This window comes from Ruegeria sp. HKCCSP351 (assembly GCF_017872535.1).
In the GTDB taxonomy this organism is placed as follows: domain Bacteria; phylum Pseudomonadota; class Alphaproteobacteria; order Rhodobacterales; family Rhodobacteraceae; genus Ruegeria.
On the sequence record NZ_JAEDOV010000004.1, the window covers coordinates 332,390 to 356,749 of the forward strand.

22 protein-coding genes, 1 other RNA gene and 1 riboswitch are annotated in these 24,360 nt (G+C 58.8%); of the genes, 9 read left to right on the forward strand and 14 right to left on the reverse strand.

Annotation, left to right across the window (positions count from 1 at the left end; translation table 11 throughout):
- Positions 1–2: 2 nt before the first annotated feature.
- A complete protein-coding gene (ccoN, locus tag I9182_RS11220; RefSeq protein ID WP_209598276.1) occupies positions 3–1,610 on the reverse strand; it encodes a cytochrome-c oxidase, cbb3-type subunit I in 1,608 nt (535 codons plus the stop codon).
- 201 nt (positions 1,611–1,811) lie between these two features.
- Between ccoN and I9182_RS11225 the strand changes: the two genes are divergently transcribed.
- Positions 1,812–2,651: a universal stress protein gene (locus tag I9182_RS11225; protein ID WP_209598277.1), complete on the forward strand. Its 840-nt coding sequence runs from the start codon at positions 1,812–1,814 to the stop codon at positions 2,649–2,651.
- A gap of 40 nt (positions 2,652–2,691) precedes the next feature.
- Here I9182_RS11225 and I9182_RS11230 read toward each other — a convergent pair whose 3' ends face one another.
- Together I9182_RS11230 and I9182_RS11235 are read right to left on the reverse strand one after the other, a co-directional pair.
- Positions 2,692–2,946: a GlsB/YeaQ/YmgE family stress response membrane protein gene (locus tag I9182_RS11230; RefSeq protein WP_209598278.1), complete on the reverse strand. Its 255-nt coding sequence runs from the start codon at positions 2,944–2,946 to the stop codon at positions 2,692–2,694.
- 73 nt (positions 2,947–3,019) lie between these two features.
- Positions 3,020–3,763 (reverse strand): transcriptional regulator FnrL, encoded by a 744-nt coding sequence (locus I9182_RS11235; protein WP_209598279.1) that lies wholly within the window; start codon positions 3,761–3,763, stop codon positions 3,020–3,022.
- Between the two features lie 61 nt (positions 3,764–3,824).
- Between I9182_RS11235 and hemN the strand changes: the two genes are divergently transcribed.
- On the forward strand, positions 3,825–5,180 hold the full coding sequence (gene hemN, locus I9182_RS11240; protein WP_209598280.1) for an oxygen-independent coproporphyrinogen III oxidase: 1,356 nt from the start codon (positions 3,825–3,827) through the stop codon (positions 5,178–5,180).
- Between the two features lie 213 nt (positions 5,181–5,393).
- Positions 5,394–7,322 (forward strand): elongation factor G, encoded by a 1,929-nt coding sequence (locus I9182_RS11245; protein ID WP_209598281.1) that lies wholly within the window; start codon positions 5,394–5,396, stop codon positions 7,320–7,322.
- 24 nt (positions 7,323–7,346) lie between these two features.
- Here I9182_RS11245 and I9182_RS11250 read toward each other — a convergent pair whose 3' ends face one another.
- The 5 genes from I9182_RS11250 to I9182_RS11270 all read right to left on the reverse strand — a co-directional run bounded on the left by I9182_RS11250 (position 7,347) and on the right by I9182_RS11270 (position 13,711).
- Positions 7,347–8,924 (reverse strand): ABC transporter ATP-binding protein, encoded by a 1,578-nt coding sequence (locus I9182_RS11250; RefSeq protein WP_209598282.1) that lies wholly within the window; start codon positions 8,922–8,924, stop codon positions 7,347–7,349.
- On the reverse strand, positions 8,921–10,027 hold the full coding sequence (locus tag I9182_RS11255; protein WP_209507737.1) for an ABC transporter permease: 1,107 nt from the start codon (positions 10,025–10,027) through the stop codon (positions 8,921–8,923). The genes I9182_RS11250 and I9182_RS11255 overlap by 4 nt, the downstream gene beginning before the upstream one ends.
- Positions 10,028–11,122, reverse strand: coding sequence for a microcin C ABC transporter permease YejB (locus I9182_RS11260; RefSeq protein ID WP_209507735.1), 1,095 nt, complete (start codon positions 11,120–11,122; stop codon positions 10,028–10,030).
- A 1-nt stretch (position 11,123) separates the two neighbouring features.
- Positions 11,124–13,028 carry an extracellular solute-binding protein gene (locus I9182_RS11265; RefSeq protein WP_209598283.1) on the reverse strand — a complete coding sequence of 635 codons (1,905 nt, stop codon included), beginning with the start codon at positions 13,026–13,028 and terminating at the stop codon, positions 11,124–11,126.
- 170 nt (positions 13,029–13,198) lie between these two features.
- Positions 13,199–13,711, reverse strand: coding sequence for a cytochrome c family protein (locus I9182_RS11270; RefSeq protein ID WP_209507801.1), 513 nt, complete (start codon positions 13,709–13,711; stop codon positions 13,199–13,201).
- Between the two features lie 120 nt (positions 13,712–13,831).
- On the opposite strand from I9182_RS11270, the gene I9182_RS11275 reads away from it, so the two are divergent.
- Entirely contained in the window at positions 13,832–14,665 is an 834-nt protein-coding gene (locus I9182_RS11275; protein ID WP_209507731.1) for a prephenate dehydratase, read from the forward strand.
- A 120-nt stretch (positions 14,666–14,785) separates the two neighbouring features.
- Here the strand turns inward: I9182_RS11275 and I9182_RS11280 are convergent, their stop codons facing one another.
- The 4 genes from I9182_RS11280 to nudC are packed head-to-tail and all read right to left on the reverse strand — an operon-like array spanning position 14,786 to position 16,780.
- Positions 14,786–15,130 (reverse strand): GNAT family N-acetyltransferase, encoded by a 345-nt coding sequence (locus I9182_RS11280; RefSeq protein WP_348540399.1) that lies wholly within the window; start codon positions 15,128–15,130, stop codon positions 14,786–14,788.
- Positions 15,131–15,172: 42 nt separating this feature from the next.
- Positions 15,173–15,301, reverse strand: a complete 129-nt coding sequence (locus tag I9182_RS20540; RefSeq protein WP_280922670.1) for a hypothetical protein — start codon at positions 15,299–15,301, stop codon at positions 15,173–15,175.
- On the reverse strand, positions 15,291–15,758 hold the full coding sequence (locus I9182_RS11285; protein ID WP_209598284.1) for an SRPBCC family protein: 468 nt from the start codon (positions 15,756–15,758) through the stop codon (positions 15,291–15,293). Before I9182_RS11285 ends, I9182_RS20540 begins: the two co-directional genes overlap by 11 nt.
- Before the next feature lie 38 nt (positions 15,759–15,796).
- Entirely contained in the window at positions 15,797–16,780 is a 984-nt protein-coding gene (gene nudC / locus I9182_RS11290) for an NAD(+) diphosphatase (protein WP_209598285.1), read from the reverse strand.
- Positions 16,781–16,963: 183 nt separating this feature from the next.
- On the opposite strand from nudC, the gene I9182_RS11295 reads away from it, so the two are divergent.
- The 3 genes from I9182_RS11295 to rsgA all read left to right on the forward strand — a co-directional run bounded on the left by I9182_RS11295 (position 16,964) and on the right by rsgA (position 20,157).
- Complete coding sequence (locus I9182_RS11295) at positions 16,964–18,832, forward strand: bifunctional 2',3'-cyclic-nucleotide 2'-phosphodiesterase/3'-nucleotidase (protein ID WP_348540398.1); 1,869 nt, start codon at positions 16,964–16,966, stop codon at positions 18,830–18,832.
- A 39-nt stretch (positions 18,833–18,871) separates the two neighbouring features.
- Positions 18,872–18,970: signal recognition particle sRNA small type (gene ffs, locus I9182_RS11300), an RNA gene on the forward strand.
- A 158-nt stretch (positions 18,971–19,128) separates the two neighbouring features.
- A complete protein-coding gene (gene rsgA, locus I9182_RS11305) occupies positions 19,129–20,157 on the forward strand; it encodes a ribosome small subunit-dependent GTPase A (protein ID WP_209598286.1) in 1,029 nt (342 codons plus the stop codon).
- A 36-nt stretch (positions 20,158–20,193) separates the two neighbouring features.
- On the opposite strand, the gene I9182_RS11310 is transcribed toward rsgA, so the two are convergent.
- Complete coding sequence (locus I9182_RS11310; protein WP_209598287.1) at positions 20,194–21,051, reverse strand: hypothetical protein; 858 nt, start codon at positions 21,049–21,051, stop codon at positions 20,194–20,196.
- A 131-nt stretch (positions 21,052–21,182) separates the two neighbouring features.
- A riboswitch (cobalamin riboswitch) is annotated at positions 21,183–21,403 on the forward strand.
- A gap of 89 nt (positions 21,404–21,492) precedes the next feature.
- On the opposite strand from I9182_RS11310, the gene I9182_RS11315 reads away from it, so the two are divergent.
- Positions 21,493–21,900: a hypothetical protein gene (locus I9182_RS11315; RefSeq protein WP_209598288.1), complete on the forward strand. Its 408-nt coding sequence runs from the start codon at positions 21,493–21,495 to the stop codon at positions 21,898–21,900.
- On the opposite strand, the gene I9182_RS11320 is transcribed toward I9182_RS11315, so the two are convergent.
- The gene (locus tag I9182_RS11320; RefSeq protein WP_209598289.1) at positions 21,892–22,404 is read right to left on the reverse strand and encodes a dual specificity protein phosphatase family protein; all 513 of its coding nucleotides are present in this window, start codon (positions 22,402–22,404) and stop codon (positions 21,892–21,894) included. The two genes, I9182_RS11315 and I9182_RS11320, sit on opposite strands and share 9 nt — an antisense overlap.
- 139 nt (positions 22,405–22,543) lie before the next feature.
- Here I9182_RS11320 and I9182_RS11325 point away from each other — a divergent pair, with 139 nt between their 5' ends.
- Complete coding sequence (locus tag I9182_RS11325; protein WP_280922672.1) at positions 22,544–24,337, forward strand: DNA polymerase III subunit gamma/tau; 1,794 nt, start codon at positions 22,544–22,546, stop codon at positions 24,335–24,337.
- The last annotated feature ends 23 nt before the right edge of the window (positions 24,338–24,360 follow it).

The window sequence follows — 24,360 nt, forward strand, 5'->3', positions numbered from 1 at the left end:
CTCTATTCAGCCGGGACCGCGACGGTCAGGCTGGCCTCTTTGGCCGGCGCTTTCCGCACAGTCATCCACAGGTTGTAGCACATGATAAGCGCACCAGCGACGAACATCACGCCACCCAGCGCACGCACCACGTACATCGGGAACTTGGCGGCCACGGTGTCAGCGAACGAGTTCACCAGGAAGCCGTTGGCATCCACTTCACGCCACATCAGGCCTTCCATGATACCGGTGACCCACATCGACGCGGCGTAAAGCACGATGCCGATCGTGGCGAGCCAGAAGTGCCAGCTTACCATTTGCAGCGAGTACAGACGCTCGCGTTTCCACAGGACAGGCACCAGGAAGTACAGTGCACCAAAGGTGATCATGCCGTTCCAGCCCAGCGCGCCAGAATGCACGTGACCAATGGTCCAGTCGGTGTAGTGGCTGAGACTGTTCACAGCACGGATCGACATCATCGGACCTTCAAAGGTGGACATGCCGTAGAAGCCGACCGAGATGACCATCATGCGGATGATCGGATCGGTGCGCAGCTTGTCCCAGGCCCCCGACAGGGTCATCAGACCGTTGATCATACCACCCCAGGACGGCATCCACAGGATCACCGAGAACACCATGCCCAGCGTCGACGCCCAGTCAGGCAGTGCGGTATAGTGCAGGTGGTGAGGACCGGCCCAGATATACAGGAAGATCAGCGCCCAGAAGTGGATGATCGACAGCTTGTAGGAAAACACCGGACGTTCGGCCTGTTTCGGGATGAAATAGTACATCATGCCCAGGAAACCCGCGGTCAGGAAGAAGCCCACAGCGTTGTGGCCATACCACCACTGGATCATAGCATCCTGCACGCCTGACCAGACGATGACCGATTTCGAACCCCAGATGCTGACCGGGATGGTCATGTTGTTGACCAGATGCAGCATGGCGACGGTGACGATAAAGGCCAGGTAGAACCAGTTGGCCACATAGATGTGGGGTTCTTTCCGCTTGATGATCGTACCCAGGTAGACAGCCAGATAGGCGACCCAGACGACGGTCAGCCACAGATCGACATACCATTCAGGTTCGGCATATTCCTTGGACTGCGTTCCGCCCAGCACATAGCCGGTCGCGGCCAGCACGATGAACAGCTGATAGCCCCAGAACACGAACCACGCGAGGTTGCCGCCCCAAAGCCGCGCCGCGCTGGTACGCTGAACCACGTAGAACGAGGTTGCGATCAGTGCGTTGCCGCCAAAGGCAAAAATGACCGCCGAGGTGTGCAACGGACGCAGACGACCAAAGTTCAGATAACCCTGCGCCCATTCGAAGTTCAGCACCGGAAACGCCAGCTGAAACGCGATAAAGGTCCCTGCAAGGAACCCGATCACGCCCCAAAAGGCGGTTGCGATCACGCCATAGCGGATCACGCCATCCATGTATTCGCCCGAGCGGTCGATCTGAATATCTGGCTCGTCAGTGTTTCGAAGCGTCCAGATGAACAGGCCACCGGCGATGAGCATCACCAGCAGCGCATGTACCTGATACGCCAAATCGCGTGCATAATTGGTTCCGATCGCTGCAAACAGCGCGATCAGACCAAGCACGATCAGCTTGATGTAATTCGACATATTGCGTCCCTTTGCCATGCTCCGCACGTTTTTGATTCTTGTGACGCGCGAAGCCCATTTGACTGGCTGCCGTTCTGAAGCACGGCCACCTTCATTGCTTTGATCTGTATCAAGACAGCCCAGCGTTTTCTATGACACGCATGGTAGTGGAAAAGGGCTAACGGGTCACATGAGACCAATTGCCCGAAACATGAGGTCAAAATGGCGTACAAATCTCTTCTCACAGTCATGACCGAAACGCAGACTGCACAGGCTGCTCTGGCGCAGATTGTGGCCCTGGCCGAGTCCCAGGATGCCCATGCCGAGGTCCTGTGTCTGGGCGTCGATCGCAGTCAGACAGGTTATTATTACGCGGGTGCCAATGCGTTGATCGTTCAGGAAACGCTGAACCGGGCCAATGCCGAAGCACAGGATTTGCTGGCCTTTGCCAATGATTATCTCGGCAAATCCGGCGTACGTTGGTCTGCCGAACACGGCGTTGCACAGATTGCCGATATCGGGCGCCACGTCGCACACCGGGCCCGGTTTTCCGACCTTGTGATCCTGCCTCACCCGTATGGTGAAGGTCGCGGGGCCGAGGCCGAGCCCATTATCGAAGCAGCCATGTTCGAAGGACATTGCCCGGTGCTTGTGGTTCCCGACAGCGGCGTGCCGTTGAAAGCGCCCGGCAACATCATGATCGCCTGGAACGAAAGTGTCGAGGCCATGTGCGCCATCCGGCGGGCCCTGCCCTTCCTCAAACAGGCCGAGATCGTCCGTATTGTGGTCATCGACCCGCCACAGCATGGGCCGGACCGGTCAGACCCGGGTGGAATGCTGTCCCAGATGCTGGCCCGTCATGGTGTCAAATGCGAGATCGACGTGCTCAGCAAGACCATGACCCGAGTCTCGGATATCCTTAATCGCCACGCGACGGATACCGAATCGGACATGATCGTGATGGGCGCTTATGGCCATTCCCGCTTTCGCGAAGCCATTCTGGGAGGGGCGACCCGGAACATGCTGGAACAATCCTCGGTTCCGGTGTTCCTGGCGCACTGACCCAATCAAGTTAAAAAGCCGCCTCGACAGGCGGCTTTTTTCACCCCCGGCGGATGAGGCCGATCAGGAACAACAGGATCACCGCCCCAATTGTCGCGAAAAGGATCGACGAGAACAGGCCCCCTCCAACGGAAAAACCAAGCGCCGGAAAGATCATGCCCGACAGGAACGCGCCTACGATGCCGACGATGATGTTGCCGATCAGGCCGAACCCACGGCCTTCCATGATCTTTCCCGAAAGCCATCCGGCGATTGCGCCAATGAACAGCATTGCCAACAGACTGCTGAACCCCATGCCACACTCCTATGTTAGTACGTGAACCGACCGGCTGGTCGCGGTAAGCGAACTCTGCCGAACGAAAGACTGGTCAGACCAGAAACCCGCCATCGGAATCGTCGCCTGCTTCTTCCATGAGTCGCCCAAGATCGGGGATGGTCACGTGACGTTTGCCTTCCAGTAAGATCAAACCGTCCTTTTTCAGAGCTGAAATCTGGCGGCTGACCGTCTCAAGCGTAAGTCCCAGATAATCCGCCATGGCTTCTCGGGTCAGGGGCAGATCGAACACGATCGGTCCTGACAGGCCCTTTTGACCAATCGACGCATCCCGCCGGGCAATGATCGAAATCAGGCTGGCAATCTTTTCGCGCGCTGTCTTGCGACCCAGAACCAGCATCCATTCGCGGGCGGCGTCAAGCTCGTCCAATGTCATCTGCAGCAGGCGATGCGCGATGTGAGGCGTTTCGTCCATCAGCTCTTCGAATGGTTTCTTGCGGAAACAGCACATCACGACATCCGTTGTCGCCTGTACATCGTAAGGCGCAACGTCGCGCCCCGGGCGACCGACGAAATCGCTGGGCAGAAGCAGACCGACCATCTGAGTGCGCCCGTCTTCCATGGTTTGCGTCAGCGATGCGATTCCCGATACGACCGAGCCGACGAAATTCATCTGGTCGCCCGACCAGATGATGGTCTGACCCGCTTCGAAATTGCGGTAATATTTAATGCCGTCAAGCGCTTCCAGCTCGTCCGCGTCACAGCGGGCGCAGACCGCGCGATGTCGTATCGGGCAGTCTTCGCAATTTGAGTGATCGAACTGTGCTTTTATTGTCATCTGCGTTTCCACTTGATCTCCGTCAAAGCACCTAAGTCGCCTGCCCCCTAAGGGTATCGTCATGATAGTGAAACCACAATTGGCAAAGCTTGGACTTTTTGACGCGAAAGTACCGCGTTACACAAGCTATCCCACAGCGCCCCATTTCAACAATGACGTGGGGGCGGACATGTTTGGCGACTGGATTTCGGGAATCAAACCCGGCAGCGCCATATCCCTTTATATCCACGTCCCGTTCTGCCGCAGGCTGTGCTGGTTTTGCGCCTGCAGAACGCAAGGCACACAAACCGACAATCCGGTGATTGCCTATGTGGATGTTCTGAAAGCCGAGCTGGACCTGCTGGCGGCGCGCCTGCCTGCGGGTGTGGTTCTGTCGCGCCTGCACTGGGGCGGCGGTACGCCGACGTTGCTGAACGCCCAGCTGATGCGCGATCTGGCACAGCACATTCTGGGGATCGTCCCCATGGGGCCGGATGCCGAATTCTCGGTTGAAATCGATCCGAACGAGATTGACGAGGCGCGTCTGGATGCGCTGGCAGAGGCGGGCATGAACCGCGCCTCGATCGGGGTGCAGGATTTCGACGATGAAATCCAGAAAACCATTGGCCGCATTCAAAGCTACGATACCACGCGCGATGCAATCGACATGATCCGCGCACGTGGCATTGCCAGCCTGAATGCGGACATCCTTTACGGGCTGCCACACCAGACAAAGGCCCGGATGACGGAAAGCGTGCAGAAGCTTCTGTCGCTCAGCCCGGACCGCGTGGCGCTTTATGGGTATGCCCATGTGCCGTGGATGGCCAAACGGCAGCAGCTGATCCCGTCGGACGCACTGCCAACGCCCGAACAACGGCTGGAACTGTTCGACACCGCCCGCCGCCTGTTCCTGTGGGACAACTACGCCGAGATCGGCATCGACCATTTTGCCACGCAGGATGACGGGCTGACCCATGCCCTGCGCGCGGGTCGTCTGAAGCGGAACTTCCAGGGTTATACCGACGACCTGGCCGATGTTCTGATCGGTGTCGGGGCCAGCTCGATCTCGCGCTTTCCACAAGGCTATGCGCAGAATGCCCCGGCTACGTCTGCTCATACCAAGGCCATTCGCAACGGGCAGTTTTCGACATCCCGCGGGCACCTGTTCAAAGGTCAGGATATTCTGCGCGCCCGTCTGATCGAAGCGCTGATGTGCGATTTCCGGATCGATTCGGCTGAAATCCTGCGCGATCACGATATCTCGGTCGCAGCGCTGAACGACATGTATCGCGCTGCCAACGCCTCATTCGACGGGCTGCTGCAAATCAGCGACGAGGGGCTGTTTATCCCCCCCGAGGCGCGCGCGCTGACCCGGATGGTTGCCCGCAGCTTTGACGCATACGACCTCAGCAAAGCCGGGCACAGCTCGGCGATCTGACCTCTCTTTTTGCGGGCAACATTCAGCCCGTAAAGCACAAAACACATCGGGGGCTTGACGCACGCCTGCGGTTTTTCCCACACTCAAGCTGTGGGGTGATGTTTCGCCCTGCGGCCTGAGGCGGGCAAATTACAGACAGTCCTAGCTGACGCGACTGCGTCGGATGGCCCTTTTCGTGCAGCCATTCTGCAACCTGAAAGAGGGACAACACTCATGCGCGTATTCACCGTCCTCGGGCCCAGCCAGTCGGGCAAATCTACCCTGGTCGAGGCCATCAGCCGCCTCGACGGGCGCCCGACCACATTCGATGTTTCCGGAACCGTGCACTTGCACGGTTTTTCTTACCTGGACGAGCCCTGGTGCGCGATCGATGTGGATGGGGGTGGCGATTCCCTCGCTTATGTCGGCCCTGCCATGGCAATCTCGGATGCTGCCGTTATCGTGGTACCACCCGATCCAAATGCCGCCGTGCTGTGCGCGCCCTATCTTCGGCTGGTGGAAGAGGCGGGCATTCCCTGTTTTCTTTTCATCAACCGCATGGACAACCCCAATGGCCGCATCCGCGACATCATCGCGGCGCTGCAAACCTATTGCACGCACCACATCGCCCTGCGTCAGGTTCCGATCCGCGAGGGCGACACGATCATCGGCGCGGTCGATCTGATCTCGGAACGGGCGTGGAAATATCAGGAGGGCCAGCCGTCGGCCCTGATTGAGCTACCCAAATCTGTCGAGGATCGCGAGCAGGAAGCGCGGACCGAGTTGCTTGAGACGCTTTCCGATTTCGATGATCACCTACTGGAACAATTGATTGAAGACAAACAGCCCCCAAGCGATGAGGTTTATGAACTGGCCGCGCAGGTTCTGCAGAATCATCAGTTGATCCCCGCTTGTCTGGGCGCTGCAAGCCACGGCAACGGGCTGACGCGCCTGATGAAAGCGCTGCGTCATGAGACCCCCGAGTTTGATATCGCCGCCGGACGGGACGAGGCCGCCGAAAGCGCCCGTGCCATCGCGGGCTTTGCGGATGTCAAAAAGCATATCGGAAAGATCATCGTTCTGCGCGGCCTTGGGGACGGGGTAAAAGCGCATGAGGCGTTGGGCGGTGAAACGGTTGGCAACCTGACAACACTGGACGCCAAGACCCAGATCGCCACGCTGGATGCTGGGCAGATCGGACTGGCGGTCAAATCCGATCACCTCAACCCCGGATACATTTATGACAGTTCTTCTGCGACGGAGCTGCCGGAATGGGCGTCGTCTCATCCGGTTGCGCATCGTCAGGTCGTCTCGCCCGCGCATGAGCGGGACGATGTGCGCCTGTCAAACGCCCTGAGCCGTCTGGCCGAAATCGATCCGGGCCTGCACCTGCAACAGGATGAGATGAGCGGTCATTCGATTCTGGGCTCGCAAGGTCCGCAGCACATGCGCCGCGTGACCGCCAAGCTGGCCGAGGATTTCGGGATCGAGATCGAGGCGGAACAGGTGGAAACCGCCTATCGCGAAACCATCCGCGCAACGGTTGAGCATCGCCATCGCCATCGCAAACAGTCCGGCGGTGCCGGGCAATTTGCAGATGTGGTGATTTCGGTCGCGCCTTTGCCGCGCGGATCGGGGTTCCAGTTCGATGAAGTGGTCAAGGGCGGTGCTGTTCCCAAGAACTACATCCCGTCGGTGGAACACGGGGCCAAGGACGCATTGGAACAAGGCCCCGAGGGCTTTCCCGTGGTTGATGTCAAAGTGATCCTGAGCGATGGCAAACACCACAATGTGGACAGTTCGGATTATGCCTTCCGGACCGCAGGTAAAAACGCGGTGCGCGAGGCGTTGCCGCAGGCCAAACCTGTCGTCCTGCAACCGATCCTGAGCGCCGAGATACACCTGCCCTCGGCTTTTGTGGGCGATCTCGTACCAACGATCAGCACCCTTCAGGGACAGGTTCTGGGATTTGAGGGCAACCCGAATGCGACGGGCTGGGAGATATTCAACGCCCAGTTGCCCGCCGTTGCCGAGGACGAACTGCACCGCACGCTGGCCAGCGCCACGCGCGGGACCGGGTGGGTCAAGCTGAGCTTTGATCACTACGAGGAACTGCGCGGGCCTGTGCCCCAGTCATCTGCACGGGAAAAAGCCAGCGCCTGACGCGCGACACCGGGCGGGCTGTTCTCAGCCCGCCGCTGCGATCAATTCGCGGGTATAGTCGGTCTGGGCGTTTTCGAACAAATCCTCGGCCGCGCCCATTTCGACCACATCGCCGTTTCGCATGACGATCACGTTGTGCGACATGGCCCGGACCACTTTCAGGTCATGGCTGATGAACAGATAGGCCAGCCCGTATTTCTGTTGCAGATTGCGCAGCAGATCGACGATCTGAACCTGAACGGTCATATCCAGCGCGCTGGTCGGCTCGTCCAGAACCAGCAGTTTGGGCCGCAGAACCATCGCGCGGGCAATGGCGATACGCTGACGCTGACCGCCGGAAAACTCGTGCGGGTATCGATCCATCGTCGCCGGATCAAGCCCCACTTCGGTCATCACCTCGGCCACAAGTTCACGCGGTGCGCGGTCCGGGTCGACGTTGTGAATGGCCAGACCTTCTGCAATGATCTGCTGGCAGGTCATTCGTGGGCTGAGGCTGCCAAACGGGTCCTGAAACACGATCTGCATGTCCTTGCGCAACCGCCGCAGTTCCCGCGTGGACCATTTGCGCACGTCCTGATCGCGAAAGGTGATGCCACCCTCGGACGCGATTAGCCGCATCATGGCCAGCGCAAGCGTGGTCTTGCCCGACCCGCTTTCTCCAACAATCCCCAACGTCTCACCCGCGCGCACGCAGAGGGTCGCGTCGTTCACCGCTTTCACATATCCAACCGTACGCTTCAGAAACCCGCGCTGGATTGGGAACCAGACCTTCAGGTGATCGGTGCGCGCGACCTCTTCCGCATCCGTGGCAACGGGTTCAGGCTGACCCGACGGCTCTGCCGCCAGAAGTTTGCAAGTATAGGGGTGCTGCGGGTTTTCGAAAATCTCGGTCGTCAAGCCGGTTTCGACAATTTCGCCGTCTTTCATCACACAGACCCGGTCAGCAATGCGGCGCACGATGCCCAGATCATGGGTGATAAACAGCATCCCCATGTTCTCCGATTTCTGCAATTCAGCCAGCAGTTCGAGGATCTGCGCCTGAATGGTCACATCCAGTGCCGTTGTCGGCTCATCCGCGATCAGGATGTCCGGTTTGTTGGCAAGGGCCATGGCGATCATCACCCGCTGCCGCTGACCGCCTGACAACTGATGCGGATAGCTGTCCAGCCGGTCTTGAGGATCGCGGATACCGACCTTGGTCAGCAATTCGACAATCCTGTCCCGTGCCACATCGCCAGCCACACCCTGATGCAGGGCCAGCGATTCAGCCATCTGTTTCTGGATCGTGTGCAACGGGTTCAGCGAGGTCATCGGCTCCTGAAAGATAAAGCTGATGTCATTGCCCCGCACATCCATCAGATGCTGTTCCGAGGCGCCGATCATCTCTTGCCCGTCATAGGTGACCGAGCCTTCGACCAACGCGCTGTCGCCAAGCAAAGATACGGTGCTGAGCGCGGTAACCGATTTGCCCGATCCGGATTCGCCCACCAGCGCGACGGTTTCCCCGCGGTCCACAGTGAAGGACACGCCTTTGACGGCCGCGTTGACCTGCCCATCCTGACGGAACGAGACCTTGAGGTTTTTCACATCCAGCAAGCTCATGAGAAGGTCTTTCTGGGATCGAATGCATCCCGCACGCCTTCAAAGATGAAGACCAGCAGCGACAGCATGATGGCAAAGGTGAAGAAGGCGGTGAAGGCCAGCCATGGGGCCTGAAGGTTCTGCTTGGCCTGCAAGGTCAGCTCTCCCAGCGAGGGGGCCGAGGACGGCAGGCCAAAGCCCAGATAATCCAGCGAAGCCAGCCCGCCGATGGTTCCGGTGACGATGAACGGCATGAAGGTCAGCGTGGCCACCATCGCATTGGGCAGCATGTGGCGGAACATGATCGTCATGTTGCCAACACCCAGCGCCCGCGCCGCGCGGACATATTCAAGGTTCCGCGCCCGCAGGAACTCGGCGCGCACCACTCCGACCAGCCCGGTCCAGCTGAACAGGATCATCAGTGCGACCAGCAACCAGAAACTTCGCCCTAGCACCGCAAACATGATGATGATCACGTAAAGCGACGGGGTTGCCGACCAGATCTCGATGATCCGCTGAAAGATCAGGTCCAGCCAGCCACCAAAGAACCCTTGGATGGCACCCGCGAAAATCCCGATCAAGCTAGCCGCACCCGTCACCAGCAGCGTGAACAGGATCGACAAACGAAAGCCGTAAATCACGCGGGCCAGCACGTCGCGCTTGGTATCATCGGTACCCAGCAGGTTCTGGCCGTTGGGCGGCAGGGGCGCAGCACCGGGGCGGTCCACCGAGGTATTGAAGGAATAGGGGATCAACGGCCAGAGCGACCAGCCGGGTTCAAAACCCTCAGCCTGGAACGTTCCGGCGTCGATCTGTTCGATGATGCCTTCGGGATCATCGAAACAGTCTTCCAATCCACCGCTGTCGATCAGGCACTGAACCTCGGGGTCGCGATAAATCGCTTCGGTCTGGAAATCTCCGCCAAATTCGGTTTCGGCGTAGAAGTTGAAAACCGGCGTAAAGTACTCTCCCCGATATTTCACGAGGATGGGTTTGTCGTTGGCGATGAATTCGGCAAACAACGACAGGCCGAACAACACAGCGAAGATGATCAGCGACCAGAAGGCCCGTCTGTTGCGGCGGAAGTTGCTCCAGCGGCGTTGGTTCAGCGGGGACAAAGCCATTTACCCCTCCCGCTTTTCGAAATCAATGCGCGGGTCGACCAGCACATACATCAGGTCGCTGATAATGCCGACGACCAGCCCCATCAGACCGAAGATGAACAGCGTGCCGAAGATCACCGGGTAATCGCGCGCAACGGCAGCTTCGAACCCCAAACGGCCCAGTCCATCCAGCGAGAAAATCGTCTCGATAATGATCGACCCGCCAAAAAACACCCCGATGAACACGGCCGGGAACCCTGCAATCACAATCAGCATCGCGTTGCGGAAGACATGACCGTATAGAACCTTGCGTTCACTCAGCCCTTTGGCGCGGGCTGTCATGACATACTGTTTCTTGATCTCATCCAGAAACGAGTTCTTGGTCAGCAGGGTCAGTGTCGCAAAAGCCGAGATTGTCAGCGCAATCGTCGGCAACGCTATGTGCCAGAAATAATCCGTGATCTTGCCAAAGAAACTCAGGCTGTCCCAATTGTCCGACGTCAGGCCACGCAGCGGGAAGATTTGCCAGTATGACCCGCCAGCAAAAAGCACCAGCAGCAGGATCGCAAACAGAAAGCCCGGAATGGCATAGGCCACAATAATCGCCCCGCTTGTCCAGGTATCGAATTGCGATCCATCCTTGACCGCCTTTCGAATACCCAGCGGGATCGAGACCAGATAGGCAATCAGGGTCGACCACAGCCCCAGCGAGATCGAGACCGGCATCTTTTCAAGCACCAGGTCGATCACGCTGATCGAGCGGAAATAACTCTCGCCGAAATCAAACGTCAGATAGTTGCCCATCATGATCAGGAACCGTTCAAGCGGGGGCTTGTCGAAGCCGAATTCTTTTTCCAGCTCAGCAATAAACTCGGGCGGAAGGCCGCGCGCACCGACATATTTGTCGTCGAAGACACCGCCCGCCGGTTCGGAACCCGCTCCGGCGTCGCCCCCACCGGCGAACCCGGCGAATACGTCACCCTGACCTTCGATTTGCGCGATGATCTGTTCGACCGGCCCGCCCGGTACGAACTGGACCAGCGTGAAGTTGACGATCATGATACCCAGAAGGGTCGGAATGATCAGCAATAAGCGTCTTAGTATATAGGCGCCCATGTTATCGCAGCGCGCCTTTCGCTTTCAACGCAGCCTGTTTTTCCGGATTGATCCACCACAGATCAAGATAACCCAGTGAATAGGGCGGCAGGTTTTCCGGGTATTCGTACATATCGTAATATGCTGTCCAGTATTCTGCGATGTACCCCACGGGGATTACGAAAAACTCGTACCGCAAGGCGCGATCCAAAGCCATCAACGCCGTGTCCTGATCCGCCTGATTGTCCGTTTCAAAGGACGCCTCGATGATCGCGTCGACCAAGGGACTAGCCAGACCTGCCGGGTTGAACAGACTAAAGGCCGCTTCTTCCGATCCGTACATCTGGCTCAGACCGCCCCCGGTAGACAAGAACGATCCGTAGCGCGTGGAATAGACCATGTCATAATCCCGCTCGCGGCTGCGCAAAGTGTATTGCGCCGGATCAACTTTCTCGGTCGAGGCATCCACCCCGATGGATTGCAGGTTCTGGACATAGGTTTCGATCATCGTTGCGGTCGAGGTCGGCAGGTTTGAAGGATATGGAATATTCACCTTCAAAGTCTGCCCTTCGGCATTGCGACGAATATTGCCTTCGCCGACGGACCAGCCTGCCTCATCCAATATTCTGGCAGCTTTGCGCAAGTTTTTTCGGTCATTCAGGCGTGCAGGGTTTGATTCGTGCGCCACAACAGCGGGTTCCGTCAGGACATCTTCTGGAACAACGTCGCCCAACGCCTGCAGGAACGCCAGCTCTGCCCCTTCGGGCAGGCCTTGCGCCTCGATCGGGGTTCCTTGCGTGAAAGAATTCCGCGGCGTGTTCAAACCGAACAACAATGACTCGTTCGTCCATTCGAAATTGAAGGCCAGGGCCAGGGCCTTGCGGACATTCTTGTCGGCAAATTGCGGCTTTCCAAGGTTGAAGACAAAGCCCGAAGGTGTCGGCGGGCTGCCATCCGCGATCTCATCCCGAATAACTGTGCCTTCATCCAGCTTTGGGAAATCATACCCGGTCGCCCAAAGCTTGGGGTCACTTTCGATCCGGAATGTGTATTCACCCGCCTTGAAACCCTCGAACGCTGCCGTCTGATCGGCGAAATACTCGACCCGGATTGTATCAAAGTTGTTGCGGCCGACATTAAAAGGCAGGTCCTTGCCCCAATAATCGTCCCGGCGTTTGTAAACGATGCGGCGATTGATGTCGTAGCTGTCGAGCTTGTAGGGGCCAGAGCCTACCGCCACTTCCAGCCGCGGTTCATCCAGCCGCCGTGTCTCATCCGCCTCGAACCACGCCTTTGAGAAAATTGGCGTTGAGCCGACAGTTTCAATCAGGCTGCGGCGGGTGACTTCGGGATTGAAGGTAAATTTGACGGTATGGTCATCCAACGCCTCGGCCCCTGTCACCATGCGGCCAACGGCCTGCGCGTAAGACGGCAGGCCCTGTTCGATGAACAAACGGTGGCTGTAGACAACATCGTCCGCTGTGACAGGCGTGCCATCCCAAAAAGTTGCTTCGGGGCGCAAATGGAAAATGACGTAGTTGCGTCCTTCATCAAATTCCAGGCTTTCTGCCACTACGCCGTAATACTGCCCGACACTGTCTTCGGCACTTTCAAACAGACGGTCATATTGCAATGTGGTCAGCGCACCGGCACGCCCCTTTCGCGAATAGGGGTTGAGGGAATCGAACGTTCCAGAGGCTGCCAGCGAAAGCTCGCCACCCTTGGGGGCGTCGGGATTCACATAATTCAGATGCGCATAATCCGCCGGGTAATCCAGATTTCCGAAATACGAATACCCGTGACTGCGGGTGACGCCTTCATCCAGCGCCTGTGCTGCATGCGGAGCAATCAGAGCGGCACAGAGCCCCAAAATGCCAACCCATGGCCTTACCTCAAGATCACGTGCAGTAGGCATCAGGGATATCATATTGCTCATCCTCTCGGTCATTGTCACCGTCAATGTCGTAACCGCTAGCTAAAGTGCCAGCACGTGCAGATTCAAGTTTAGAATGCGTGAGCACTTTGTGAAGGTTTCTTCAGACAAAAAAGCCGCTGCGTTGCGGCAGCGGCTTTGAATAGTTCTGATCGGTCAGGCAATCAGTTGCCAATTGTCTGCAGATAGGCAATCACGTCGGCGCGATCCTGCGGCTTTTTCAGGCCGGCAAAGCTCATCGATGTGCCCGAGATATAGCTGCCGGGCTTGGTCAGGAAGGCATCCAGCGCTTCGGGTGTCCAGTTGCCGCCATGCGCCTGCATACCGGCCGAGTAACCGGTGAAGCCGTTGGCCGAGGCGACGGGGCGATTAACCACACCGTACAGGTAAGGGCCGGTGCCGTTTGCGCCGTCTTCCAGCTTGTGGCACGCGGTGCATTTGCGGAACACTTTTGCGCCGCTCTCGACGTCTGCGGCGGCCAGCAGGTCCTCAAAGACCACTTCTTCACCGTCGGCGCTTTCACCCGAGCTTTCGGTTTCGATAATGTAGGCGGCCTCAGCCGAGCCATGGCCACCGGAAGAATAGAGGACATCCGCCCCCCACTTGGCCAGAAGCAGCACCAGGAATGTGCCGAACAGGCCTGCGGCGGCCTTGGTTACTGTCATCGTGTCGAACATTGATCGCGAGTCCATTTCAGCTGTCTGGGCAGCTGTCTAAGGCTTCCCCTTGCGAGAGGCAAGGTATAGACACCGCGACGAAACGACCAAATCGCGAACTTGTTGCATGGAATCGACCAAATGACCAATCGCATTGCTTTTCAGGGGGAACCCGGCGCCTACAGTCACGAGGCTTGCCGCAACGCTCGGCCAGATATGGAAGCCCTGCCCTGCCGCACTTTCGAGGATGTGATCGAATCGGTCCGCTCAGGCGATGCGGATCTGGCAATGCTTCCGGTCGAGAACACGACCTATGGGCGGGTGGCCGATATTCACCGGCTGTTACCCCACAGCGGGCTGCATATCATCGATGAGGCCTTTGTCCGGGTTCACATCAACCTTCTTGCCGTGCCGGGTGCAAAACTGGAAGACATAACCGAGGCGCATTCGCATCTGGTGCTGCTGCCGCAATGTGCAGGTTTCCTTAAGGAACACGGCATCCGCGGCCGCGTCAGCCCCGATAACGCCCGCGCCGCCCGCGAAGTGGCCGAGGAAGGCAATCCGCATTCAGCCGCGCTGGCCAGCGAGTTGGCCGGTGAGATCTATAACCTGAACGTGCTGGCCCGCCATATCGAGGATAATGACGACAATACGACCCGCTTTCTTGTCATGTCGCGCGAAACGGATTTGTCCCGCCGGGGCGATCATGGGATGATCACCAGCTTTGTGTTTCAGGTCCGCAACATCCCTGCCGCGCTTTACAAAGCGATGGGTGGGTTTGCCACCAATGGGATCAACATGACCAAGCTGGAAAGCTATATGGTCGACGGCTCCTTCACCGCGACGCAGTTTTACGCGGATATTGTCGGGCATCCCGAAGACCGCAACGTGCAGCTGGCCATGGACGAGCTTGAGCATTTCACGACCAATGTCGAAGTTCTGGGCGTCTATCCGGCAGCACATCCGCGCGGATAATCACGGTTCGCGACGGTATTCCTTTGGGCCTGTTTCGTTGTTGCCCGTTTTGTCGAAGCTGTTTGGCAATGCCGGTGGCCCGTTCACTCTTCGTGCCGCTGCGCCTGGAATCGTCGCTCTCTAGCGGTTAATCCGGTAGACTTTTGACACAGACCCATCTTGCGTGCGGTACGTCCGGAAACCCATGGCTTCGTAATAGGCCAGACCTTCGGTATTGCCTGCGCCAATTGTTGCATCGATAGCAGGGAGACCCTGCGCAAAGGCCGCGTCCAGAGTATACGCGAAAAGTGCGCGCCCGATCCCAAGCCGGGCGGCTGATGGTCGGATATGGGTTCCAATCACGCCCCACCCCACTGACACGCCGTAGGGGTTGTTTTCGACCGCATATTTCAGGGATTGGAACCCGAGCACGTGACCATTCGGGTCCGTGGCGATTGTACACCGCAATTGATCCGGGTGGCGAATATAGTGCCTTAGAGCAAAATCGACATCGTGGGCTTTGCGTCGCTAGCCAGCCAAGACCAGATCGTGAAGGACACCAGCGACCCCTTCGGCATCGCTTTCGGATGCGGACTTGAAACTCAGGTGGTCCGGGCCCATCGCACCTGCCGTGCGATCTTGTGTCTTACCCGCCATGCAGGTGCCTCTGCTCCAACTCGCGTGCGAATTCGCTGAGACGCACCTGAAACTGCTTGCGAAATCTTGATTGCCCCAGCTTCATGGATTGCAACAGCAACCGTGCCGGCAGGGACTTGGCGGCGAGTGACATTTCAACGCTCAGGCGCGTCCGGCGCGGGGACAGGGCCAGAAAATCCACGGTCGTGAACCCGGTAATGCCCTTGCTGGCAGCGTCAAATCGCATTTGCGAAGGCCTGTCGAAATCCGTCATCACCACCGACATCTGACGCGGCTTTCCGCGCAGCTTGAACTCCGTATTCCATTCGGTTCCGGCCGTCACCGCTGTGCCACCGCCCAAACGGCGCACATCGATGCCACGGCGCATTGCCATACGCTCGAATCGTTCAAAATCCGACACCATGTCGAATACCGATTGGATGGGGGCCTCGATATCTTCTCGCGCTGAAAACTGCATAATGACCTTTGCTGTATTATTGCTGAGCCAATGTTTCCTCAGTCCAGAGTATCTGCAAGCCAGTTCTGAAGCAGAAAATGAGCGATAGCCCCCTTGCGAGCCGGCAACAACCGGGGATGATCACCGGCAAAGGCCTGCATCATTTCGGATTTGCTGACCCACATCGCCTCTTCTATTTCGACCGGGTCGATCACGATGTCGCGTGACAGCGCCTCACCCGCACATCCAAACATCAATGAGGCCGGAAATGGCCAGGGCTGACTGGACAGGTACGAAACCGCACCCACCGGCACGCCCGCCTCTTCCATCACTTCGCGGCGCACTGCTGCCTCAAGTGTTTCGCCGGGCTCAACAAATCCCGCCAACAAGGAAAACATCCCATCAGGCCAACCCGGAGACCGGCCCATCAGCACGCTGTCTCCATGCGTGATCAACATGATCACAACCGGATCGGTGCGCGGAAAGTGCTGCCCGCCACAGGACGGGCAACTGCGCTGCCATCCCCCCTGCGACACCTCGCTGGCGGCACCGCATCGGGCGCAATAGCGATGTGTTTCATGCCACCCGATTATTGCCTTAGACGTGGCCGCCAGTTCCGCGTCGCGTGCCGACAGCCGTGTCATGATCCGGCGCAGCTCGGCAAACACGTGGCCTTGCGGTAACTCCGGGTGCTGTTGTTCGGACTTGTCCACGAACGCGCCCAGACCTGTTAGATCCAGCCCCTCGGCTGTCCATGCGGAAATATCAACGGCAAACACGGGGGAACTGTCAGCGCTCAGACCCAAAAACACCGGGGATTCAATGACGCCGCCGGGACCATTGCTAATCAGCGGGTGCGTCATCGGGATCATCGCAAGCTGGTCCAGCCCCTCACCCTGTACCAGCAGCTTTCCGCGCCATAGCAAGACACACTGCGCGGCCGGGTTGTGCATCGCCTCGGCCAGCTTGTTCGCATCTCCGCGATACTGCGCCGCCCGATCAAGGCCCGACCCCCCGAAGGTTACCTGCTCTGCGTTTTTCATTGGATTTCCTTTTGGTCTTGCGCACAGGGCTGCCACGTCTCGGCCTGTGTTGCAATGGCTATTCAGGGGCAGAAAATCCGCCAGCCTGCCGCCGAAAAGCCGCATGGTGGCCTCGGAAAAATCATCTAGAGTGAATTTTGATGGATTTAATCAATACTCACATTCAATAGCAGAATACTCAAAGTGAAGATCCCCTTCTCGACGCAGGTACAGCCCATTGGTGACAGTGGGAAAATTCGCATTCTGGCCACAACCGACCTGCATATGAACCTGACCGGTTTTGACTATTACACCGACACGCCAGACCAGACGATTGGATTGACACGCACCGCCAGCCTGATCCGCGCAGCCCGGCAAGAGGCCAAGGACGCGCTGGTGCTGCTGTTTGACAACGGGGATTCGTTGCAGGGAACCCCAATGGGCGATTGGGCAGCAAAAAGTGGCACTGCCCATCCGATGATGAAGGCGTTCAAAGCCCTGGATTATGACGCGATCGGGCTGGGCAACCATGATTTCGAGTTCGGGCTGGCGACATTGGACAACATCCTGACGCAAGCCCCCTGCCCGGTTATTTGCAGCAACCTGTATCGCACGCGCGGACCTCAGCCCTGGCAGCGGCATATCGTTCTGAACCGCACTGTGTCTTTGAACAGTAAAGACATTCCTGTTCGCATCGGCATCTTCTCGGTTCTTCCGCCGCAAACGGCCTGTTGGGAGGCACATAATCTGGATGACGATATCGTCGTCGAAGATATCCTGCTTGCGGCAAAGTCCCTGACGCAGACATTGCGCGACGAGGGGTGTGATATCATCGTGGCGCTTGCTCATTCCGGCCTTGGGGGCCGCGAACCGGTGGCGGGGATGGAAAACGCCGTGCTACCCTTAGCCGCGATCAAAGGCATCGATGCCATTGTGGCCGGGCACACTCACCTGACACTTCCAGGAGAGGGTCACGCCAATACCCCGATGGTCGATCACCTGACGGGGCTGGTACATGGGACACCCGTTGTCATGCCGGGATCAGCGGGCTCTTACCTGGGGGTTATCGATTTGGCCGTGACCGCCGGGCCGGACGGCAAAGTGCAAATCCGGGATAGCCGCGTCGAACTGCGTCCGGTTATCAGCAACGGCACAGCCGTCGGGGAAGACAGTGAAATTGCGGTCCTGTGTGAGGTGGCGCATCGTATGACCCGTCAATCCGTTGCGGCACCGGTGGCACATATCCCGGATACATTGCACAGCTATTTCAGTTGCTGTGCGCCGGATCGCGGGCTGACCCTTGTAGCTGCAGCACAAGCCGCCGCACTGCGCCCGCTTTTGCAGGGAACCAACTTGGCGGATCTGCCGGTTTTGTCGGTTGTTTCGCCTGCCAAATCCGGCGGGCGCTCAGGCCCGCGCCATTACACCGAGGTACCCGCCGGAGAGATATGTCTACGCCATGTCGCGGACCTGCACGTGTTTCCAAACGAGCTGCGTGCAATCCGGATCAGCGGTGCGCATCTGCTGGACTGGTTGGAGATGTCAGCCAGCGTATTCAACCAGTTAAAGTCTGGTTCCGAACCCGAACTGATCAACCCTGAACGGGCCAGGTACAATTTCGACATCGTGTTTGGACTGTCTTATCAGATCGATCCCACACAGCCGCCGCGATACGATGCGCAGGGGAAAATGATCCATACCGACCACAGGCGGATCAGCGATCTGAAATATGCAGGCCATCCCGTTCGACCGGAGCAGATGTTCGTTATGGCGCTGAACAATTACCGCGCCAGCGGAGGCGGGCATTTTCCGCATGCGACAACGACTGAGCAGATCAGCCTGCCACCGCTGAGCATCAAGGACCTAGTGCGGGATTACCTGTCACAGCACCTTCCGCCTGATCCGACCGTCTCGCAGCCCTACCCGTTCTCGCTGATGCCGCAGCGGGGCGTGACGACAATTCTTCGAACAGGTCCGGACGCCCTGAAATATCTGGATGAGTTACGCAGGTTCGATCCCGTGCTGCTGGGTTCGGATGGCAGGGGATTTGAACGAATCCGCCTGACACTCTGACGGGTTGTCTTTTCCCGATGCCTTCCCTATATCCGGAGTCGAGAGGTTGGCGCGGGCGAGCGCCTCGCCAACCTGGTCAGGTCCGGAAGGAAGCAGCCACAACGAGCCCCGCTTGGGTCGATGTCCAACCTCTCACTTCGTGAACCATAGCCGCAGGAGGGCTTTATGATTGTATTGAAAACCCTTCGGGCAGACTGGTTCTGATTCACCGGAATCACCTGACTGCCTGAACACACGACCTGCGGATGCGCGATTGCTATCCGTTGGCATTGTTGTTTCTGAAAACAGGCAGATAAATGTCTTATACGCTTTCGGACCTGGGATGGTCCTCTCACTTTGCCGCGCAACACGCAGCTTTTCCTTCTGACACGCCCTTTCGTATCGCATCGGTACATCGGGACCGTCTGATCGGGCTGAGCCCGGATGGTGAAATCCCTTTGCTGACACCGGATAATCCGACCGGTTCATATGCCGTCGGAGATTGGGTCCTTGCAGACGCCGAAAACCGCGTGCGCCACCTTCTGGACCGGCGCAGCCTGCTGCAACGCAGAGCTGCCGGTACAGGTGCCGCAACCCAACTGATTGCGGCCAATGTCGATGTTTTGTACATCGTCAGCTCGTGCAATGCGGACTTCAACCTTCCCCGACTGGAACGTTATCTGGTTCTTGCGCACCAGGCCGGATGTTATCCGGTTGTTGTCCTGACGAAAGCTGACCAGTCGGATGATCCCGGAAGTTTCTCGGGACAAGTGGAATCTCTGGACCCGTTTTTGACGGTTTTGACGATCAACGCTCGGGATCCGGCAGATGTCGAAAAGGTTCTGGCATGGTGTCCCAAAGGCCAGACCGGCGCGCTGGTCGGGTCGTCGGGCGTGGGTAAAACGACGCTCAGCAACACCATGACAGATCAAAACCTCGCCACGTCTGGAATTCGCGAAGACGACGCACGGGGCAGGCATACGACAACGGTGCGCGCGTTGCACCGGATGAGTAACGGTGGATGGCTGATCGACACGCCCGGAATGCGCGCATTGCGCCTGCTGGACGCCCAGGACGGGATCGACGACGTATTCTCGGACATCACAGAGCTTGGCCAAAGCTGCCGCTTTTCGGATTGTCAGCACGAGACCGAGCCCGGCTGTGCCGTGCAGAACGCAATCGACGAAGGCGTGCTTGATCCGGCGCGGCTGGACCGCTGGCGCAAGCTGCGGCGTGAAGATCAGCGAAACTCGGAAACCGTTGCGCAATCGCGGGCGCGGGACAGGGCGTTTGGCAAGATGGTGCGCGGTGTCATGCAGGACAAGAAACTTCGTAAACGGCCATAGCTGCAAGGTGTTATGGAAAACCTGCGTCGCGTCTGATCAGGCGATCAGGCGCGGCCAGACCGCTGCATTGCGCCGGGCAAATGCCCCAATGTGACCAACCTCCGGCAGTCCGAATTCGGCAGGCTTCAGAAGGTGGCGTCTGGCCTCGGGGCCGTACAGATCGGCAAGGCGCCAAACTGCCTCGGGCGGAGCCATCTGGTCATCTTCGAACGTGAACAGATCCACAGGTGTTCCAGAACTGCCCCAATGCGCATCAGGCAAATTCTGCCCGATCTCGGGAACGTAGCTAAGAGGAGCTGTACACCATTTGCGCCATTGCCAGTAGACCGAGGCGGGCAGGTCCGAACCAAACCCGATCGCTTTGCCGGGCAGATACCCAAGCGCTCGCACCATCAGCGGTGCATGGCCATACCAGAACAGCCCTGCCAACCCCCGATAGGGCCATGGGTGATCTTTCAAAGTCACCAGCCCCGAACACACACCGATCATACGGTCGATCTGGTCGATATCCGGCTGCACCGGCCCCAGCATCGCACCGACCGAATGGCCGATGGTCCACTGCTGCGCATTTGGAAACCGTCTGCGCATCTCGGCCCGCGCCGCAGGCATATCGATCAACGCCCAATCCGCCATAGTTGCAGTTGCGTCTTTCAGGCGGCCGACCAAAGAAAACCCGTAGTCCCGATAGTCATAGGTCAGGCAAGCTATCCCCCGCTCGGCGGCCAGCCATCGCGCGAAGTGTTGATAATAGTCACGCGGCACACCCGTGGCACTGTTCAGCACGACAACGGTTTCCGGCTCACCTGCTGGCCGGTGCAACCGCGCCGACAAGGTCACAGACCCGGACGGAAAGCGGAAATCTTCGATCAACACCGTCTGTTCCGAATCCAACATGGTCCCCGGCTTTCGCTGAAACAATCGGTTTGCCTGCCTTCGATGCCGATGACACTAGGCCGGAACATAATCCGCATCCAGCATGACCAAACGTCCGGCCAAAGATCGGCTTGACTCGGAACGCGATCAGGCGCTAGCGGTTGTGTGATGGTTTCCGGCCCCCACAAGAGGTCGGGATGAAAAGGGAACACGGTGCGGTTTGTCTGGTCATACAGACATCAACCTAGTCCGCGACTGCCCCCGCAACTGTAAGCGGTAAGCAATGCCGAAATACCACTGGCCCATGGGCTGGGAAGGTCGGCAGAGCAATGACCCGCAAGTCAGGAGACCTGCCATCGGAACTGAAACCGAAACTCGGGCGGGGTGTCCGGGCAGGTCCTGACGGCAAAATGCTGTCCCACCTGCCCCAATATCCAGCCCACCACGCGCGGAGGGCGCAGGATGATCTGGAAGACAAAATCACACAAATACAGCGCAACTGTGTGCCAGCGGACGGGCAATACCTGCCCGGCTTTGGCGCGACTGGCCCGCTCGATTTCCGAAGCCATGGCGCAGGCGGTTTCGGCCACCAGCGAGGATTTCGAATTTGAAGGCAACAGCGCGCTGTCACATTGCGTAGAAGGGTGCATGGCAGCGATCCGAGCGCGATCCGAAAGCGTTCGCGTTTTCTGCGGGGCGCACCCTGATACAGCAATTCGGGACCTGGATGCCTATGCCGATTTGATCTTCGGACTTGAATTCAGCACGCTGCCCTCGGGCATTGTCACGAACCCGCCTTGCGCGATGATCGAGGTTTCAACGATCCGACCCCCGAAATTCGGTTACGCACCCCAGCAGCTTTCAGCTTGATCCCACTTCCACCTGTACCGGCGTGATCCGGGACGCCCAGGCCAGCTGCGCATCGGTTTCGACAGCGCACGGGCGTACGGCCCGCAGGCGGTCCAGTGCGTCGCTGGCGCGTTCACCGCATTCAACCATCAGTCGCAGAACAATCATCCCGGACCTGCCGCACCCCCCACGGCAGTGCACAAGGACCCGGCCACCACCCGACAGTGCATGTCGGGCCGTGGCGCTGACCTCTGGCCAGGCCTTCTGAACCGCTTGCGTTGGCGCTCCAAAATCTTCGATCGGCAGGTGAACCCACCGGCTGGCCCGGCTTTGGATGTCACTGCCAAAGTGCTGCGCGCCATCCTGAAGCATTTCGACATCCGTCGTCATTGAAATCACAAGGCCCGGTTTCCACGCCGCAATCGTATCCAGATCGGTGGCGTAATCCCCGCCACGACCGGGCATTGAAGTAAGGGCAAGCGTCCCGCCTCCGACCTGCAGAGCAAAGATGACCAACTGCGACATGAAGTGCGTCCTCCCCCAAGGTACTCTTTAAGAAATGAGTCATTAAATCCGCTGGTCCAGTTTAGTTGGAAACCAGCCCGTTCCTGAAACAAAAAATCATCGCGCCCCGCAGTGGACGCGGGCTGCCGCCGCCACTACGCTGTGCCGAAGCACCGAATCCGAGCGAGAAGACATGACAGACACGCCCAGCCCCGCCTATCAGGTTCTCGCCCGCAAATACCGCCCGGAAACCTTTGCCGACCTGGTAGGTCAGGATGCCATGGTGCGCACCCTGAAAAACGCTTTCGAGGCCGACCGGATTGCGCAGGCTTTTGTCATGACCGGCATTCGCGGGACGGGTAAAACGACCACGGCGCGGATCATCGCCAAGGGCATGAACTGCATCGGACCCGACGGAACCGGTGGCCCCACAACCGAACCCTGCGGTCAGTGCGAACATTGTGTCGCCATCATGGAAGGCCGCCATGTCGATGTGATGGAAATGGATGCCGCCAGCCGTACCGGCGTCAACGATATCCGCGAGATCATCGACAGTGTACGCTATCGCGCCGCCAGTGCGCGCTACAAGATCTACATCATCGACGAGGTTCACATGCTCTCGACCAGCGCATTCAACGCGCTGCTCAAGACGTTGGAAGAACCGCCCGCGCATGTGAAGTTCATCTTCGCGACCACCGAGATTCGCAAAGTGCCGGTCACGGTTCTGTCGCGGTGTCAGCGGTTTGACCTGCGCCGGATCGAGCCCGAAGACATGATCGGTCTGCTGCGCAAGATCGCCGGGGCCGAGGGCGCGCAGATCGCCGACGACGCACTGGCGCTGATCACCCGCGCTGCAGAAGGGTCGGCCCGCGACGCGACCTCACTGCTCGATCAGGCAATTTCACACGGGGCCGGTGAGACGACCGCCGATCAGGTCCGTGCGATGCTGGGTCTGGCGGATCGAGGTCGTGTTCTGGACCTGATGGACATGATCCTGCGCGGTGACGCGGCAGGGGCGCTTACTGAACTGAGCGGGCAATATGCGGAAGGCGCGGACCCTCTGGCCGTGCTGCGCGATCTGGCCGAAATCACGCATTGGGTGTCCGTCGTAAAGATCACACCTGACGCGGCCGAAGACCCGACGGTTTCCCCCGACGAACGCACACGGGGCCAGCACATGGCCGAGGCTTTGCCGATGCGGGTTCTGACCCGGATGTGGCAGATGCTGCTGAAGGCGCTGGAAGAAGTCTCTGCGGCGCCCAACGCGATGATGGCCGCCGAGATGGCTGTTATCCGACTGACGCATGTCGCTGATTTGCCCAGCCCCGAAGAGCTGATCAAACGGCTGCAAGACACCCCGCCCCCGCCTCCCGGCGGGCCGGGCGGGGGCATGTCCTTGTCCCGGCAGACCCCGGTGGCAACGCAATCCAACGGGGCCCCGCCTGCCTATACATCGCCCCCGCGCGGAGCGGGTGGCGCACCGGTTGCCGCACTGTCGCAGGATGCACAGACGGCCCTGGCCCGCTATCCAACCTTCGGGCATGTGGTGGAACTGATCCGCACAAACCGCGATGTGAAACTGCTTGTCGAGGTGGAAAGCGGCGTGCGCCTTGTGTCGTACCAGCCCGGCCGGATCGAATTCACCCCGACGCCTCAGGCACCGTCGGATCTGGCGTCGCGATTGGGCTCTGCCCTGCAACGCTGGACCGGCAATCGGTGGGCCGTCTCCATTGTCTCGGACGGAGATGCGGCGACCATTGCGGAAGTGCGGGACCGGGCCGAACTTGCCCTGAAAGCCGAGGCCGAAGAACACCCGCTGGTTCAGGCCGTGCTGACGCAATTCCCCAAGGCAAAGATCATTCGGATCGAAACACCGGAGCAGCGCGCCGCCAAGGTTGTGACCGAGGCCCTTCCCGAAGTCGAAGATGAATGGGACCCCTTCGAAGAGGATTAGCCCCTCAGCCCGCAGGTCCACGC

What these genes read in the sequence shown, in the direction of transcription:
- I9182_RS11255 (WP_209507737.1), bottom strand. Translation starts at nt 10,027, where the DNA reads ATGGCTTTGTCCCCGCTGAACCAACGCCGCTGGAGCAACTTCCGCCGC.
- I9182_RS11245 (WP_209598281.1), top strand. Translation starts at nt 5,394, where the DNA reads ATGCGCGTATTCACCGTCCTCGGGCCCAGCCAGTCGGGCAAATCTACC.
- nudC (WP_209598285.1), bottom strand. Translation starts at nt 16,780, where the DNA reads ATGAAAAACGCAGAGCAGGTAACCTTCGGGGGGTCGGGCCTTGATCGG.
- I9182_RS11285 (WP_209598284.1), bottom strand. Translation starts at nt 15,758, where the DNA reads ATGCAGTTTTCAGCGCGAGAAGATATCGAGGCCCCCATCCAATCGGTA.
- I9182_RS11315 (WP_209598288.1), top strand. Translation starts at nt 21,493, where the DNA reads ATGATCTGGAAGACAAAATCACACAAATACAGCGCAACTGTGTGCCAG.
- I9182_RS11275 (WP_209507731.1), top strand. Translation starts at nt 13,832, where the DNA reads ATGACCAATCGCATTGCTTTTCAGGGGGAACCCGGCGCCTACAGTCAC.
- I9182_RS11250 (WP_209598282.1), bottom strand. Translation starts at nt 8,924, where the DNA reads ATGAGCTTGCTGGATGTGAAAAACCTCAAGGTCTCGTTCCGTCAGGAT.
- hemN (WP_209598280.1), top strand. Translation starts at nt 3,825, where the DNA reads ATGATAGTGAAACCACAATTGGCAAAGCTTGGACTTTTTGACGCGAAA.
- I9182_RS11310 (WP_209598287.1), bottom strand. Translation starts at nt 21,051, where the DNA reads ATGTTGGATTCGGAACAGACGGTGTTGATCGAAGATTTCCGCTTTCCG.
- I9182_RS20540 (WP_280922670.1), bottom strand. Translation starts at nt 15,301, where the DNA reads ATGGCGGGTAAGACACAAGATCGCACGGCAGGTGCGATGGGCCCGGAC.
- I9182_RS11235 (WP_209598279.1), bottom strand. Translation starts at nt 3,763, where the DNA reads ATGACAATAAAAGCACAGTTCGATCACTCAAATTGCGAAGACTGCCCG.
- ccoN (WP_209598276.1), bottom strand. Translation starts at nt 1,610, where the DNA reads ATGTCGAATTACATCAAGCTGATCGTGCTTGGTCTGATCGCGCTGTTT.
- I9182_RS11320 (WP_209598289.1), bottom strand. Translation starts at nt 22,404, where the DNA reads ATGTCGCAGTTGGTCATCTTTGCTCTGCAGGTCGGAGGCGGGACGCTT.
- rsgA (WP_209598286.1), top strand. Translation starts at nt 19,129, where the DNA reads ATGTCTTATACGCTTTCGGACCTGGGATGGTCCTCTCACTTTGCCGCG.
- I9182_RS11270 (WP_209507801.1), bottom strand. Translation starts at nt 13,711, where the DNA reads ATGTTCGACACGATGACAGTAACCAAGGCCGCCGCAGGCCTGTTCGGC.
- I9182_RS11260 (WP_209507735.1), bottom strand. Translation starts at nt 11,122, where the DNA reads ATGGGCGCCTATATACTAAGACGCTTATTGCTGATCATTCCGACCCTT.
- I9182_RS11265 (WP_209598283.1), bottom strand. Translation starts at nt 13,028, where the DNA reads ATGATATCCCTGATGCCTACTGCACGTGATCTTGAGGTAAGGCCATGG.
- I9182_RS11225 (WP_209598277.1), top strand. Translation starts at nt 1,812, where the DNA reads ATGGCGTACAAATCTCTTCTCACAGTCATGACCGAAACGCAGACTGCA.
- I9182_RS11230 (WP_209598278.1), bottom strand. Translation starts at nt 2,946, where the DNA reads ATGGGGTTCAGCAGTCTGTTGGCAATGCTGTTCATTGGCGCAATCGCC.